At 56.7% G+C, this 13,331-nt stretch carries 14 protein-coding genes; 6 read left to right on the top strand and 8 right to left on the bottom strand.

Annotation, left to right across the window (positions count from 1 at the left end; all coding sequences use genetic code 11):
* Window position 1 precedes the first annotated feature (1 nt).
* Window positions 2–883: an HDOD domain-containing protein gene (locus GXX82_09710; protein NLT23311.1), complete on the bottom strand. Its 882-nt coding sequence runs from the start codon at window positions 881–883 to the stop codon at window positions 2–4.
* Window positions 884–1,065: 182 nt separating this feature from the next.
* On the opposite strand from GXX82_09710, the gene GXX82_09705 reads away from it, so the two are divergent.
* The 4 genes from GXX82_09705 (at window position 1,066) to GXX82_09690 (ending at window position 4,405) form a co-directional block, all read left to right on the top strand.
* Window positions 1,066–1,758, top strand: coding sequence for a sigma-70 family RNA polymerase sigma factor (locus GXX82_09705; GenBank protein NLT23310.1), 693 nt, complete (start codon window positions 1,066–1,068; stop codon window positions 1,756–1,758).
* A complete protein-coding gene (locus GXX82_09700; GenBank protein NLT23309.1) occupies window positions 1,755–2,837 on the top strand; it encodes a hypothetical protein in 1,083 nt (360 codons plus the stop codon). The genes GXX82_09705 and GXX82_09700 overlap by 4 nt, the downstream gene beginning before the upstream one ends.
* 300 nt (window positions 2,838–3,137) lie before the next feature.
* Window positions 3,138–3,761 carry a hypothetical protein gene (locus GXX82_09695; GenBank protein ID NLT23308.1) on the top strand — a complete coding sequence of 208 codons (624 nt, stop codon included), beginning with the start codon at window positions 3,138–3,140 and terminating at the stop codon, window positions 3,759–3,761.
* Window positions 3,762–3,775: 14 nt separating this feature from the next.
* Entirely contained in the window at window positions 3,776–4,405 is a 630-nt protein-coding gene (locus tag GXX82_09690; GenBank protein ID NLT23307.1) for a hypothetical protein, read from the top strand.
* 18 nt (window positions 4,406–4,423) lie between these two features.
* Here GXX82_09690 and GXX82_09685 read toward each other — a convergent pair whose 3' ends face one another.
* From GXX82_09685 to GXX82_09655, 7 genes are all read right to left on the bottom strand, one after another.
* Window positions 4,424–4,657, bottom strand: coding sequence for a hypothetical protein (locus tag GXX82_09685; GenBank protein ID NLT23306.1), 234 nt, complete (start codon window positions 4,655–4,657; stop codon window positions 4,424–4,426).
* A gap of 14 nt (window positions 4,658–4,671) precedes the next feature.
* Window positions 4,672–5,064: a hypothetical protein gene (locus GXX82_09680; protein ID NLT23305.1), complete on the bottom strand. Its 393-nt coding sequence runs from the start codon at window positions 5,062–5,064 to the stop codon at window positions 4,672–4,674.
* A 110-nt stretch (window positions 5,065–5,174) separates the two neighbouring features.
* A complete protein-coding gene (locus tag GXX82_09675; GenBank protein ID NLT23304.1) occupies window positions 5,175–5,927 on the bottom strand; it encodes a TVP38/TMEM64 family protein in 753 nt (250 codons plus the stop codon).
* On the bottom strand, window positions 5,924–7,939 hold the full coding sequence (gene tadA, locus GXX82_09670) for a Flp pilus assembly complex ATPase component TadA (GenBank protein NLT23303.1): 2,016 nt from the start codon (window positions 7,937–7,939) through the stop codon (window positions 5,924–5,926). Before tadA ends, GXX82_09675 begins: the two co-directional genes overlap by 4 nt.
* Window positions 7,940–8,127: 188 nt before the next feature.
* Entirely contained in the window at window positions 8,128–9,345 is a 1,218-nt protein-coding gene (locus tag GXX82_09665) for a VWA domain-containing protein (GenBank protein NLT23302.1), read from the bottom strand.
* Between the two features lie 2 nt (window positions 9,346–9,347).
* Window positions 9,348–10,199: a MoxR family ATPase gene (locus tag GXX82_09660; GenBank protein NLT23301.1), complete on the bottom strand. Its 852-nt coding sequence runs from the start codon at window positions 10,197–10,199 to the stop codon at window positions 9,348–9,350.
* Window positions 10,200–10,246: 47 nt separating this feature from the next.
* On the bottom strand, window positions 10,247–10,474 hold the full coding sequence (locus GXX82_09655; GenBank protein ID NLT23300.1) for a hypothetical protein: 228 nt from the start codon (window positions 10,472–10,474) through the stop codon (window positions 10,247–10,249).
* Between the two features lie 81 nt (window positions 10,475–10,555).
* Here GXX82_09655 and GXX82_09650 point away from each other — a divergent pair, with 81 nt between their 5' ends.
* Together GXX82_09650 and GXX82_09645 are read left to right on the top strand one after the other, a co-directional pair.
* Complete coding sequence (locus GXX82_09650; protein NLT23299.1) at window positions 10,556–11,746, top strand: pyridoxal phosphate-dependent aminotransferase; 1,191 nt, start codon at window positions 10,556–10,558, stop codon at window positions 11,744–11,746.
* Between the two features lie 6 nt (window positions 11,747–11,752).
* On the top strand, window positions 11,753–12,937 hold the full coding sequence (locus GXX82_09645) for a pyridoxal phosphate-dependent aminotransferase (protein NLT23298.1): 1,185 nt from the start codon (window positions 11,753–11,755) through the stop codon (window positions 12,935–12,937).
* Window positions 12,938–13,331 lie beyond the last annotated feature (394 nt).

Below are 13,331 nucleotides of genomic sequence, written 5' to 3'. Positions count from 1 at the left end.
TTCAGGTTGTCAGTATCTTTTCCATTTCGACGATCTCCTCGTCGACGGCTTCGAGGTCGCAAAGGAGTTTGAAGACGTCCACGTTGGCGATGGTCGGTGAGATATCGTACAGGGCCCGGAAGGCCTCTGTTTCCTCGAGGACGATGCCGCTTCTGTCACCGCCGAAACCGAAGTATCGTACCCGTGCCAGTTCGTCGGCCAGGGCGCACGCGGCGACTGTCGGCCGCGTCTCTTCGGGGCACAGGGCAACGGCGTGATGGTATCGTGCCACGTCGACGAGGGTGAAAGGGAACTTCCACCTTTCCATGATCATCCCCCCTATCGTGTCGTGTGATTCCCCGATGATCCTCTTTTCGGCCTCGATCATGGGAAGACATTCCTCGTGCGTGAGCTGGATGACGATCTTGTAAACGTCGTGGGCAAAACGGTCGAGCACCACCTTGCCGATATCATGGAGGAGACCTCCGAAATATATCGTGTTCTTGTCGCCGACGGCAAGTTCCGAGCAGATCTTCTTCGCGATCACACCCGTCGCGACGGAGTGTTTCCAGAACTCCGCGATGTCAAAGGTCTCCGTGTTCGCCGGCGGCTTGAGGGCCTGATAGGCCCCGCAGGAGACGCAGATCATTCCGAGCTCTTTCACGCCAAGCATGCTCACGGCATGCTGCACGGTGGCGACCTTGTTGGTGAGGCGGTAGAAAGCGGAATTGGCCACCTTGAGAACGTTCATGCTCATCGGCGGGTCTTTGGCGATTATCCTCGCGATATCGTTCATGCCCGCGTTCTCATCGTTGAGCGCCTTCAGCAATTCGACGATGACGCCCGGGATGGGGGGGATGAAGTTGATCACTGTTTCGAGCTTCTTCGCAAAATCCGTTATCACAGATCCCAGACCTCCAAGGGTTCCCGCAGAACCGTCGCTGCCGGTATTAGTATCATCGGACAAAAAGCGCCATCTCTTAAGGGTGCCCATGCCTTCCGTTCCGGCGGTGACCTTTTTTCTTTGCAATCGACGTCGCGGTGCTGTAAAACATCAGGAAAACTGCCTCATCGCGTTGCGGCCGAATGGAAACTATCGCACTCATATGGCACAGCATCACACGCCTGGTGATCAGGGACGGAACAAAACCACCGGCAGCACTGTCTCATACCATGGAAGGGCGGCAAGAGAACAGGGATGAAGACGCTCAGTACGTTGCCCTGTGCCAGGGAGGCGAACCGGCGGCCTTTGAGGTCCTGGTGAGGAGACATCAGAAGAGGATGTTCAACATCGCGTATCGCATGACGGGAAACTACGAAGACGCAGGCGACGTCGTGCAGGAGGCCTTTCTTTCCGCGTACAGGACGATAAAGCATTTTCGCGGTGAGGCCAGGTTCTCGACCTGGCTCTGCGGCATTGTCATAAACCATGCCAGGAACCGCATGCGTCAGGCAGGGAGCAGGGCGTACCATGAACCGCTGAGCCTCGACGATCCGCCCGTCGGGCAAGAAGGCGGTCCCGCTTTCGATCCGCCCTCGCGCGAGACCCCCGCCCTCGATGTGCTCGTGCGGAAGGAGACCCAGGAAAAGGTGCAGCGCTGCATCAACGGACTGGAAAAGGAGCAGCGGGAGATCATCGTGCTCAGGGATATAGAGGGGTTCTCCTACGAAGAGATCACCGGGATGCTCGGCATACCCGACGGCACGGTCAAGTCCCGGCTTTCGAGAGCGCGCAATGCCCTCAGGGAAAGCCTGAAGAAAGTGCTCGGTGACCTATGAGAAAATGCGCCGACATAGAGGATCGTTTCACCGCCTATCTTGACGGTTATCTTGACACAGCGGAGCGCGAGGTGATCGAGGAACATCTTTCCACATGCCCCGATTGTCTTCGCAAGTTGAGGGAGCTTGAAAGTGCGCGGGCGATACTTGCCGGACTCGATGAGGTCGATCCGCCCCCGGGACTGACAGAAAAGATAATGGCACGGATCCATGAAGAGGGGCGGGTAAAGGCGGGCTTCTTCCGCAGGCTTTTCTTTCCTCTCCACATAAAGGTCCCCGTGCAGGCGCTGGCGACGGTATTCGTCGTGGTCCTCGCCGTTTACGTTTTCAGGTCGACCCTGCCGGAAACGACAAACCTCGAAAGGCCTTCCGCGGCTCCTCCCGCCGTGGAGACCGTGCCGCATCCCCCGAAGAAGGAGGCGACGCCCGGCACCAGGAAGGAAGCGCCCGTTGAGAGAGCGCCTGAAACCTCCACTCCGAAACCCGCGCCTGCCCCGGCACAAACCCTGAAGAAGGAACAGGCCGCTCCGGCGGCGGCGTCCGTGCCTGAAACAGCCGCGCAGGCATCGCCCCCGGCTCGGGCCTACAGGGCCGCTCCGCACGATGGTGCGGCTGCGGAGAAGTCCTCGAGCCTCGAGCGACACACTGATGACGCCATGCCATCTGTGAAGGCCGCGCCTCCCCCCGCACAGGGGCGCCTCAAGACCCGGGGCACGGCGGTGATGGAAGAAAAGAAGGACTGGGCGGCGGATTCCGCACCCATGGCTCCCGCGCGCACCGCGTCGCCCGATGTCCGAAGCCGCGTCGCCATGGTATCGAAGGACCCCCGTCAGACCGCGATCCAGGCGAAGGCGATCATGCGGTCGCTGGGAGCGACGAGGATCGAGGAGAGCACGGCGGATAACGTTGCGACAGTATCGGGATGGATCGAGACGGCAGCTCTCAGGGAACTCGTGGCCCGGCTCAAGGAGATCGCCCCGGTGGATGAACCCATGAGTTCCCTCTTATCCGGTCCCAAGTCCTCCTTTGTCGAGATCACCATACGCAACGACAACACGGTGAAACCCACCGACAGGTAACATCCCTTCCCCGGCGATCCCGCACGCCTGAGGGTGTGCAGACAGACCTCACACTGCAAATGGGCAGACTCGTGTATTTCCTGTTGACAACTTTTGGAGCAGCCATGTAACGTATGGGCGAGTCGGGACGGCTCGCAGTCATTATGAGGATCACGGGGTGTCGCAAGCTTCAGGGTGCCTCGTTCGAAAGGCCGGCCCTTGTGGGCCACCCTGATGCTGAGCGCATTGAATATGTCAGGCAACCTGTCGGTTATACATAAAAAAGGTCTTCCGCCAGAGACCGATCCTCCCGAGACACCGGTGGGGCTCGGTGTAACGGCTCTTTCCATACAGGAGACCGTGCGCTCCCGGGTCCCCGTGGACGGCAGCAAATACGACAGGAATGAAGAGGTCGACGAGCTGTATCGCAGGTGGTCGCAATCGCCCGTCGGCCATCCCGAAGACCGCTACCAGACGGTCATACTCCTCTTCTGGAAACTCTACAGGCCCAGGATCATGGCGATAGCAAGAAAGTACAAGGACCTGAGCCCCGTCTTCGACAACGAGGATCTCGAGCAGACAGGACTCCTCGGGATCTTCCAGGCATTGGTGAAATACGATCATGCCGAGCACATCGACATGAGATTCTCCACCTACCTGGAGTGGTCCGTACGAAATGTCTTTCAGCGCACCATAGGTTACACGGACAAGTTCGTCGAGATCTACGACAGGGATGACAGTTTCCTGCGTGTCATCAGTTACAGGGAATTCCTGGTGAAGAAGAGATCCATCATGTCGGAGGGAAGGAAGTACATCATCAGGTCGAGACAGTGCTATCTTTCAGACATGCATCACCTTTCCGACGGCGGCCCGTACGGCATGCCTTTTCATCGGGCCTTGACCGGGCATGCCGAATGGGATGGTGAAAGTGATGATCGATCATGAGGAGCCAAGGTCCGATGGACGGAACGGAAAACACAGACATCCGTGAAGAGGCAAGGAGCACGGCCAGATCCCGAGCGGCCGGCGCGGCAGCGGCCAGCGAACTCGAGAGCATCAGGGAAAGGGCGTTGGAGGTCCTCGCGAATTACAGGAAAACGAAGGCCGTCATCCGGAAAGAGGTGAGGAAGGAATACGCAACGGAGATCCGCCATCTCGAGAACGAGCGTTCGCGGAGAGAGACGGTCATCAAGGAGAAGATGGCGGAGATCGACCGACTGCGGGACACAGTGGAATCACTTAACAACGAGGTCTTCGGGCTCCGTTCGAAAAGCAAACTGTGGGAACACGAATGCGCGAGGATATCCGACACCTATCACAGGACAGTGCTGTATTATTCAAATCCCGGGCTTGTTGAAGTGCAACTGCAGGTCATCTCAGAATACGTCGACGCGCTCGCCAGATTCGTCAGCGCGCACAAATGGGACCGGGATACCGCGGACATGGCGGAGAGATACCGCGACTCCATTCATGCAAAGCTGCACGAGGTCATCCGTGGGATCGACATGAACCCCAAAGAGGACACGTCCCTTGTCTCGGCACGGAACAACATCGACACCGTGCCGGCAGATAATGACACGAAAATATAGCTGACGAGCGCTAAAACCTTACTTCTTCAACACCTGCATCGGTTTCGAGCAGCACACAAGATCGCAGAGCTCGACACAGTCGCAGACAGTATCCACGGAGACGACGAGCCCGCATACACCGCACGAATACCTGGTCCCCTTCTTGTTGACGGCCTTCGCCGCCGCTGGTTTCGCCTTCGCGGGTTTTGTCTTTGCCGGTGCAGCTTTCTTCACTGCGGGTTTCGCCTTTGCGGCTACACCTTTTGTCGCCATGGATGGCCCCCTTTTTACTTTTTTGCGGGCGCTTTCTTTGCCGCGGGTTTCTTCGCCGCGGGTTTCTTCGTCGTCGTCGAAGCCGCCGGTTTCGCCTTTGCCGCGGTTGCCTTTTTTGCCGGTGCTTTCTTCACTGCGGGTTTCGCCTTTGCCGGTGCGGCCTTTTTTACTGCGGGTTTCGCCGCCGCTGGTTTCGCCTTCGCGGGTGCGGCTTTCTTCACTGCGGGTTTCGCCTTTGCCGGTGCGGCCTTTTTTACTGCGGGTTTCGCCGCCGCTGGTTTCGCCTTCGCGGGTGCGGCTTTCTTCGCGGGTGCGGCTTTCTTCGCCGGCGCCTTGACCGTCTTCTTTGTTTCCGCCTTTACTGCCGTTGCCGCCTTACTTTTTTTCGTCGAGCATCTTGTCGCCATGATTCCCCCTCGCTTTAGGTTTTTGTAGCGCAAATCTATTTATTTTTTATTGTATATTAATAAAACATTCTGTCAAGAAGGAATGTGAAAAAAAAGCCATTTGTTTCAAATTACTTGCGGCGAAGGAAGACGCGCGTCCTGCGCACTGCCCTGACGATCTTCCTGATCAGAAAACCTCTGGCCAGATAAAGAACGAAGGTGAGAGCAATGCTGATGAAAAGAAGAACGAAGAAGAGGCGGTATTGCTGGGAGTACACGGCTGCGCCTTGCATGGTCAGCATCAGCGTTCCGGGCAATCTTCCGAAGACGTTCATTATGATGAAGTCGAGAAGCCTCATGCGGGTCAACCCCAGGAGATAGCACAGCGAATCCTTTGGAAAGCCGGGAATGAGAAAGAGAATGAAGGACACATTCAGTCCTTTGTGAGTGACGAAGAAATTGAACTTGTCTATGTATGCCTTCTTGACGACCTTCTCCACGAACCGCAACCCGAGCATCCTCGATATCGCGAAAGCTCCGAGCGAGCCGAGGGTAAGGCCGATCGTGGAGAGGATCGCTCCCCAGGTGTTGCCGAAAATGAGGCCTCCGACGAACCCTGTTATCTCACCCGGCACCGGGGCGAAAACAACCTGGAGGGATTGAATAACGATGAAGGCGACGGCGGCGAAGGGTCCGAAGGAGAGGATGAAGAGGCGCAGTTTCTTGTAGTCGAAGAAAAAACGATAGTAGGCGACGATCTCTTTCCACGCGCCCTCCTGGTAAGAATAGAAGATGAGAAAGATGAGGAGCAGTGTGAACAACGCCAGAATGGACCGCAGAATGCGTGAGACGGTCTTTGATCTGACGAGTGGCGTTCGGATCAATTCTGGACCGCGACCGTCCGGAGGACTTCGTCAACGGTGGTCAGCCCTTCACTGAGAAGGATGAGGCAGTATTCCTTCAGGGCCTTCATGCCGCTTCTTATCGCCGCGTCCCGGACGGCCAGCGTGTCGGCCCCTTCCGCGATGAGATGTCTCAGTTCCTCGTTGACGATGAGGACCTCGTAGACTCCGACCCTTCCCTTGTATCCCGTTCCCCCGCACACGTCACATCCCTTTCCCTTGTACAGTGTGGTGCCTTCGTCGAGGTCGAGGTATTTCAGTATCATGGGATCGGGCTGGTAGGCTTCCTTGCACTTGCCACAGATCCTGCGCACAAGACGCTGAGCGACGATGCCGATGACGGAGGTGGAGATGAGAAAGGGCTCGATGCCCATTTCTGAGAGACGCATAAAGGTGCTCGGGGCGTCGTTCGCGTGGAGGGTCGTGAAAACGAGGTGACCCGTGAGAGCCGCCTCGACGGCGATCTTCGCCGTCTCCGTGTCACGCGTCTCGCCGACGAGAATGATGTCCGGGTCCTGCCTCAGGAAGGCCCTCAAGACCCGCGCGAAGTCGAGCCCGATGTCGGAGTTCACCTGGACCTGGTTGACACCCTCGAGATCATACTCGACAGGGTCTTCGACCGTGGATATGTTGACACCTATGTCGTTGATCTCGGCGAGCGAGCTGTAAAGAGTCGTGCTCTTTCCCGACCCCGTCGGACCCGTGACGTAGATGATACCGTAGGGCTTCTTGATCATGTCGCGGACAAGCTCGAGGACAGGCACGTGGGAGATGAGCTTGTCGAGACCCATCGTCGTGTTCGTCTTGTCGAGGATCCTTGTACAGATCTTTTCGCCGAACTTCGTCGGCACGGTGGAGACACGGAAATCGACGGACTTGCTGCCGAGCTTGATGGTGATCCGGCCATCCTGGGGAAGACGGCGTTCGGTGATATCCAGTTTCGATATGATCTTCACCCTGCTGATAAGCGGCAGCTGTACCTTCTTCGGGAGCATCATCTCCTCGCGCAGCACGCCGTCGATGCGGTACCGCACGCGCAGCCCGCGCTCCATGGGTTCGATGTGGATATCGCTGGCACCCTTTTTCAGGGCCATGGCGATGATGTTGTTCGTCAGCCTGATGATGGGGGCGCCCTCAGCCTCGCGCGCGAGATCGGTGATACCCGAGTCGTCCTCCTGGCCTTCATCGAACTCGACATCCTTCATGATGTCCGACTGGATGTGGTCCATGGAATCCAGAAAATCGTCGAGGTTGACCTCCGGCTTTTCCTCGATGAGGGGCTTCGTGATGGTCTTGTACTCGCCCTCCATGAACTGTTTGAAGTCTTCCTCGGTGACGATGACCTGATCGAGGGCGACGCTCTTCGTGAACTTCGCCTTGATCAGCCTGCGCGCCTCATCGAGGGCGAGAATGTCCTGGGGGTTGACCATGGCGATGGTAAGACTCCCGTTGCCGTACGAGGTGGCCAGCATCTTGTACTTCAATGCCTCCGCCTCAGGTATGACGGTGATGAAATCGGGATCGATCTTGAGCGTCTGCATGGAGACGACGCCCATGGTCTTCTGGGTGTTCATCTCCTCGATGCGTTCGGCGACGATCTTGTTGATGGATATGGAGATGCTGGGATGCTCGAGGAGCAGCGCGTCGAAGTCCTTCTTCTCGAGAACGAAAAGCTCCGTCGCCGCGATCGCCATGACCGTGGCCGAGCGGGGCTTGCCGGTAAGAAGCGCCATCTCGCCGAAGCATGCCCCCATGCCGAGCGTCGCTATGGTGAGGTCGACGCCCAGGTTCTGCTCCCTTTTCTTTACCTCGACCTGTCCATTCTTGATGATGAACATGGCGTCGCCGGAAGCGCCTTCGCGGACAATGGCCGTGTTCGGAGGATAGACCCTCTCCCGCAATTTCGTCGAGAGCTTTTCCAGGTCGCCATCGTCGAGAGCGCGGAACAACTCCGTGTTCTTGAGCGATGAAACCCTGTCCATTGCAGCGCTCACCGTGACATCCTCCAGGGTCCTTAGCCCCGATCGTTCATCTGTCCCTTAAGCTCCACCGGGATAGTAAGGTCTTTGAGGCCGGCTTGAGGCCGGCCTGCTGAAAATTATAAAGGATATTCTCAAAAATAGTAATAGTTATTTTTGCCCGCGCCACTGCCCGGGCGAGCGGCCTTTGACACGAGGATATCCTACTGATGGAGGAGGTTCCTCGTCTTCGAGGTCAATGCCTTTATCGCGTCCTTCAGACCGTCGATGGTGAGCTCGTACATGGGGAAGAGCTTGCCGATGGTGTCGACGGTGTAATGTCCCCAGAAGTTCTTGTGTGTCGGGTTGAGCCATACCGAGTGCGGGAAATGATCGCGTATCCTTGAAAGCCAGTCGAGGCCGGGCTTGTCGTTCGTCGAGAAATAGTCGATGCAGCCGTTCACCTCGAAGAGCTCCGAATAGGCCATCCTGGCGTCACCGACGAGTATGAGCTTGTAGTTCTTGTTGAAGAGGGAGAAGAGCTTCTCCGTCGGCACGTTCTTGTAATTGGCCATATCTTCGTAGATATCCTGATATATGCAGTTATGGAAGAAGAAGTAGCGGAACTCCTTGAAGTGGTTCGCCTGCGTTGCCGCGGAAAAGAGCTTCTCGCACAACTCCGTGTAGGGCAGCATCGATCCGCCGGTGTCCATGAGAAGGATGATGCGCACCGAGTTCTCCCGGGACTTGCTGAAGACAAGCTCGATCTCGCCGCCTTCTTTCGCCGTCTTGTCGATGGTCTCTTCTATGTCCAGCTCTTCCTCGGTGCCCTCGCGCTTCAGCTCGCGCAGCTTCTTGAGGGCCATCTTCGTCTGCCGCACATCGAGGATGATGTCGTTGCGGTAATTGCGGAACCTGCGCTCCGTGGCCACCTTGGAGGCCGACTGCATCCACGACTCTCCCCCGACCCGGATCCCGCCGGGATGATACCCGTAGGCGCCAAAGGGAGACTTGCCTCCCGTGCCGACCCATTTGCTCCCGCCGTCGTGGCGCTCTTTCTGCTCTTTCAAACGCTCCCGGAATTGCCGCATCAGTTCCTCGAGATCGTGGGTGCGCTTGAACTCCTCAAGCTGCCTCTGAAACTCCATGATCTCCTCGGGGCTCATCTTCGGCAAACGGTTCAGCGGGTTCTCGAGCCATCCGAGCACCTTGTCGAGCTCGACATCCTCGGTGGCGATGCCGCCGAAGAACTCCTGGAAGGCAAGGTCATAGGCGTCGTAGTACGCCTCGCTCTTGACGAGAAAGGCCCTGCCGATGTGGTAGAGGTGATTGAGGTTCGATTGGAAATGGCCTTCGTACAACGCCTCGATGAAAGACATCCACTCCTTGATGGAAACAGGGACACCCTTCCTTCGGAGCATGAAGAAAAAATCTATGAACATGGTTACCTTCTTCTGAATCCAAATCCGCCCTGATTCGTCGAGACACGCACGAACCTGTCCGTATCCTGTTCGTTCTTGAGGAGTGTCCCGAGAAAGGGGATCTCGTTGTTGATCTTCTCGATCTTTATGCCGCCGAGGGCGAGGGCCTTTATCCAGTCGAGGAGCTCGCTTGTCGACGGCCTCTTTTTCAACCCGTCCATCTCCCGTATCCAGTAGAACTTCTTCAGGGCCTCTCTGACAAGCTTGTCCTCGATGTCAGGATAATGGACCTTGATGATCTTTTCCATCATCTCGCCGTCGGGGAATTCGATGTAGTAGAAGAGACATCTCCTGAGGAACGCGTCGGGAAGCTCCTTCTCCGAGTTGCTCGTTATGATGACGATGGGTCTATGCTTCGCCGTGACCTCTTCGTCAAGCTCGTTGATGTGAAAGCTCATCTCGTCGAGCTCGTTGAGCAGGTCGTTGGGAAACTCGATGTCGGCCTTGTCGATCTCGTCGATGAGGAGGATGACCTGCTCGTCGCTCGAGAACGACTGGCCCAGCTTTCCCATCTTGATGTACTGCCTGATGTCGCTGATGTCCTTGTCTTTGAACCGCGCGTCGTTGAGCCTTTGCACGGTGTCGTATACGTACAGGCCGTCGCGGGCCTTGGTGGTCGACTTTATGTTCCAGATCAGAAGCTTCTTGTTGAGCGCCCGGGCGATGCTGTGGGCGAGGAGCGTCTTTCCTGTACCAGGCTCGCCTTTCACCACGAGAGGTTTCTTGAGAATCACCGCTACGTTGACAATCTCCATGAGTGCTTTCGATGCTATGTAATCGTCGCTTCCGCTGTATCCCTGTGAACCGCCTGCCATGTGTGGCCTCCTTACGAAAGTTAAAAATTCCGGTATATTATAAGGTCTCAACAGACCGATGTCAAACTGTAAGCCTCTTTGGCGCCTCCTCTTACGCGCGCGGCAGCTTCGAAGCCTCTATCCACCACCTCTATCGCCTCTATCTTTTCCTTGACAAAAACCTCACGGTGATCTTTAATGTTCGAATGACGAAGTTCTTTACCGCTTTCTTTTACTTTTTCTTCTTTAGGAGCTCGCACCCGGGCATAGCTTTGCGCTAGAAAGCAAAGGGCCATGGGTGCAAAGACCCATGGCTTTTTTTCTTAAGAGCCATGGGCCGAAGGGACCCATGGCTTTTTTTATGAAAAGGAGAACCGATGATCGTTTCGCGACAGATCCAAAAACTGATAGCCGACCAGGAAGGGTGGACGAGGAGGATGTTCGAGGAGGGCCTGAAGATAAAGAAGCTTTACGGCGAAGAGAACGTCTATGACTTCTCGCTGGGAAACCCCGACACGGAGCCTCCGCGGGAACTGCAGAAGATGATCGCCGGGACACTCCTCGATCCCGTGAAGGGTATGCACCGCTACATGACGAACAGCGGTTACGAGGAAGTTCGTGAGGAGGTCGCCGGATACCTCGAGGAGACCTACGGCCTTCCCTTCACCGCCTCCAACGTCTTCATGACGAACGGAAGCGCCGGAGGCCTCAACATCCTTCTGAAGAGCATGCTCAACAGGGGCGACGAGGTCATCGTTCCGACCCCCTTCTTCTGGGAGTTCAAGAACTACGTCGTGAATCACGGAGGCAAACTCAAGACCGTCAGGTCGAAAGATGATTTCCAGCTTGACGTCGACAGGATGGCCGCCGCCATCACCCCCAGGACGAGGGCTGTCCTCCTCAACAGCCCGAACAACCCGACGGGTGCCGTGTATTCGCAGAAGAGCATCTCCGACCTCGTCGCGCTCCTCAACAGCAAGCGTTCCCAGGGACAGGACATATACCTCATAGCTGATGATGCCTACCGGAAACTTGTCTTTGACGGCATAACCCTGCCCAATCTCTTCAAGGCCTACGACCTGACGTTCTCCATAAACTCCCATTCGAAGGACCTTGCCCTGCCCGGGGAACGGATCGGCTACATCGCCATCTCTCCGCGAATGCCCGACGCGGGCCTTCTCGTGTCCGGCCTCATGATCACGCAGAGGACCCTGGGCTTCGTCAACGCCCCGGCCCTGTTCCAGCGGGCCGTCGCGAAGTTCCAGCGCACCTCCGTGGATATCGGCGAATACCAGCGAAAGAGGGATGTTCTCTACGACGCGCTGATGGAGGGCGGCTTTGAATGCGTAAAGCCGCAAGGGGCGTTCTACATGTTTCCCCGCTCCCCCATCGCCGACGAGCTCGTCTTCGTCAGGATGCTGCAGCAGGACGAGCGGATCATGGTCGTCCCGGGAAGGGGTTTCGGAAAGAAGGGTTATTTCAGGATCGCCTACTGCGTCCCCATGGAGACGATCCAGAAAAGCGCGCAGGGATTCATCAGAATAGGAAAGCGTTTCATAAAGAGGTGAGCAAAAATGGGTATATCGAAAGCTATCAGCAGATCAATGAGAGATTCTTCCTGGATACGGGCCATGTTCGAGGAAGGGGAGAAGATGAAGAAGATACACGGACCCCAGAACATACTCGACTTCACCCTCGGCAACCCCGTCATGGAGCCTCCCGCCCAGCTGAAAGATGAGCTCGTTCGCCTCGTGACCTCCGACGACCCGGGCATGCACCGCTACATGACGAACAGCGGCTACGAGGATGTGCGCGCCGAGATCGCCGAGTTCCACAGTCAAAGAACGGGGCTGCCCTTCACCAGGGACCACATCGTAATGACCGTCGGATCCGCAGGCGGGATGAACGTTGTGTTGAAATCCCTCCTCGATCCCGGCAATGAGGTCATCGTGCTCACCCCCTTCTTCGTGGAGTTCAAGTTCTACATCGAAAACCATGGCGGAGTGATGAAGCTCGTGCCGACGACCGAGGATTTCCACCTCGACGTCGGAAAGATCGAGGCGGCCATAACGAGAAAGACCAAGGCCATCATCATCAACTCTCCCAACAACCCCACCGGCGTCGTCTACAGCGAGAAGGAGCTTCTCGACCTCGCCGCCGTGCTTCACAGGCGCAGAGAAAAGGGCCAGCGCATCTTCCTCCTCTCCGACGAGGCTTACAGGAAAATACTCTATGACGGCATCGTACTTCCTGATGTCTTCAACATCTACGAAGACACCATATCCGTCACCTCCCATTCAAAGGACCTCGCGCTGCCGGGAGAACGCATCGGCTACATAACCGCCTCTCCCCGCATCACGAACTTGAAGCCCCTCATGGACGCCATGATCTTCTCGAACAGGATACTGGGGTTCATCAACGCTCCCGCCCTCATGCAGCGCCTCGTCAGCAGGTTCCAGAAGAACAGCGTCGACATCCTCGACTACCAGAAGAAACGTGACGCGCTGTACAACATCCTCGTCGAGGCCGGCCTCTCCGTCGTCAAGCCCATGGGTGCGTTCTACATCTTTCCCAAGTCGCCCATCCCCGACGACATCGCCTTCGTGAGAGAACTCCAGCAGCACCGCATTCTTGCCGTCCCCGGCGTCGGCTTCGGCACTCCCGGCCACTTCCGCCTCGCCTACTGCATCCCCATGGATGTCATAGAGCGCTCGAGGAAACACTTCCTGGAGCTGGGGCTCAGGAACGGGAAGAAATAAGAGACATTATCTCTCGCCCGCTTCGCTCAAGCCCGCTTAAGATCGCAGAGAAAAGATTCGGCCGGATCCTGAAGCCTTCCAGGATCCGGCCGTTTTTGCATCCCGTCTGCGACGGGAGGCAAAAGAGAAGTATCATCTTCAGACGGGGGTGATGGGGGGAAGGGATAAGAAGGTGTGGGAGGTGAGGTAGTGTGGGGGTTGGAGGATAGGGTATAGGACCAACAGGACATATAGGACCCATAGGACCTATGACTACAGGGGGGATGAGAGGGGATAACTTCTTCAGGATAAAAAGGACTATTTCTTTCTCTCCCGCCGGAACGGCGGGACGAGAAGGCCGCCGGATTTTGGTAGGCTTCGAAATCCGGCGGCAATCTTTTCTCTCTTTTCTCCT

The sequence above is a fragment of the Syntrophorhabdus sp. genome, assembly GCA_012719415.1.
Taxonomy (GTDB): Bacteria; Desulfobacterota; Syntrophorhabdia; order Syntrophorhabdales; family Syntrophorhabdaceae; genus Delta-02.
The sequence above is the reverse complement of the archived record's forward strand: the minus strand, read 5'-3'. Positions and strand labels throughout refer to the sequence as shown.

Coding starts and splice junctions, on each gene's coding strand:
- GXX82_09660 (NLT23301.1), bottom strand. CDS start 10,199: ATGGCAGGCGGTTCACAGGGATACAGCGGAAGCGACGATTACATAGCA.
- GXX82_09665 (NLT23302.1), bottom strand. CDS start 9,345: ATGTTCATAGATTTTTTCTTCATGCTCCGAAGGAAGGGTGTCCCTGTT.
- GXX82_09650 (NLT23299.1), top strand. CDS start 10,556: ATGATCGTTTCGCGACAGATCCAAAAACTGATAGCCGACCAGGAAGGG.
- GXX82_09690 (NLT23307.1), top strand. CDS start 3,776: ATGGACGGAACGGAAAACACAGACATCCGTGAAGAGGCAAGGAGCACG.
- GXX82_09700 (NLT23309.1), top strand. CDS start 1,755: ATGAGAAAATGCGCCGACATAGAGGATCGTTTCACCGCCTATCTTGAC.
- GXX82_09655 (NLT23300.1), bottom strand. CDS start 10,474: ATGGCCCTTTGCTTTCTAGCGCAAAGCTATGCCCGGGTGCGAGCTCCT.
- GXX82_09645 (NLT23298.1), top strand. CDS start 11,753: ATGGGTATATCGAAAGCTATCAGCAGATCAATGAGAGATTCTTCCTGG.
- GXX82_09680 (NLT23305.1), bottom strand. CDS start 5,064: ATGGCGACAAGATGCTCGACGAAAAAAAGTAAGGCGGCAACGGCAGTA.
- GXX82_09685 (NLT23306.1), bottom strand. CDS start 4,657: ATGGCGACAAAAGGTGTAGCCGCAAAGGCGAAACCCGCAGTGAAGAAA.
- GXX82_09705 (NLT23310.1), top strand. CDS start 1,066: ATGGAAACTATCGCACTCATATGGCACAGCATCACACGCCTGGTGATC.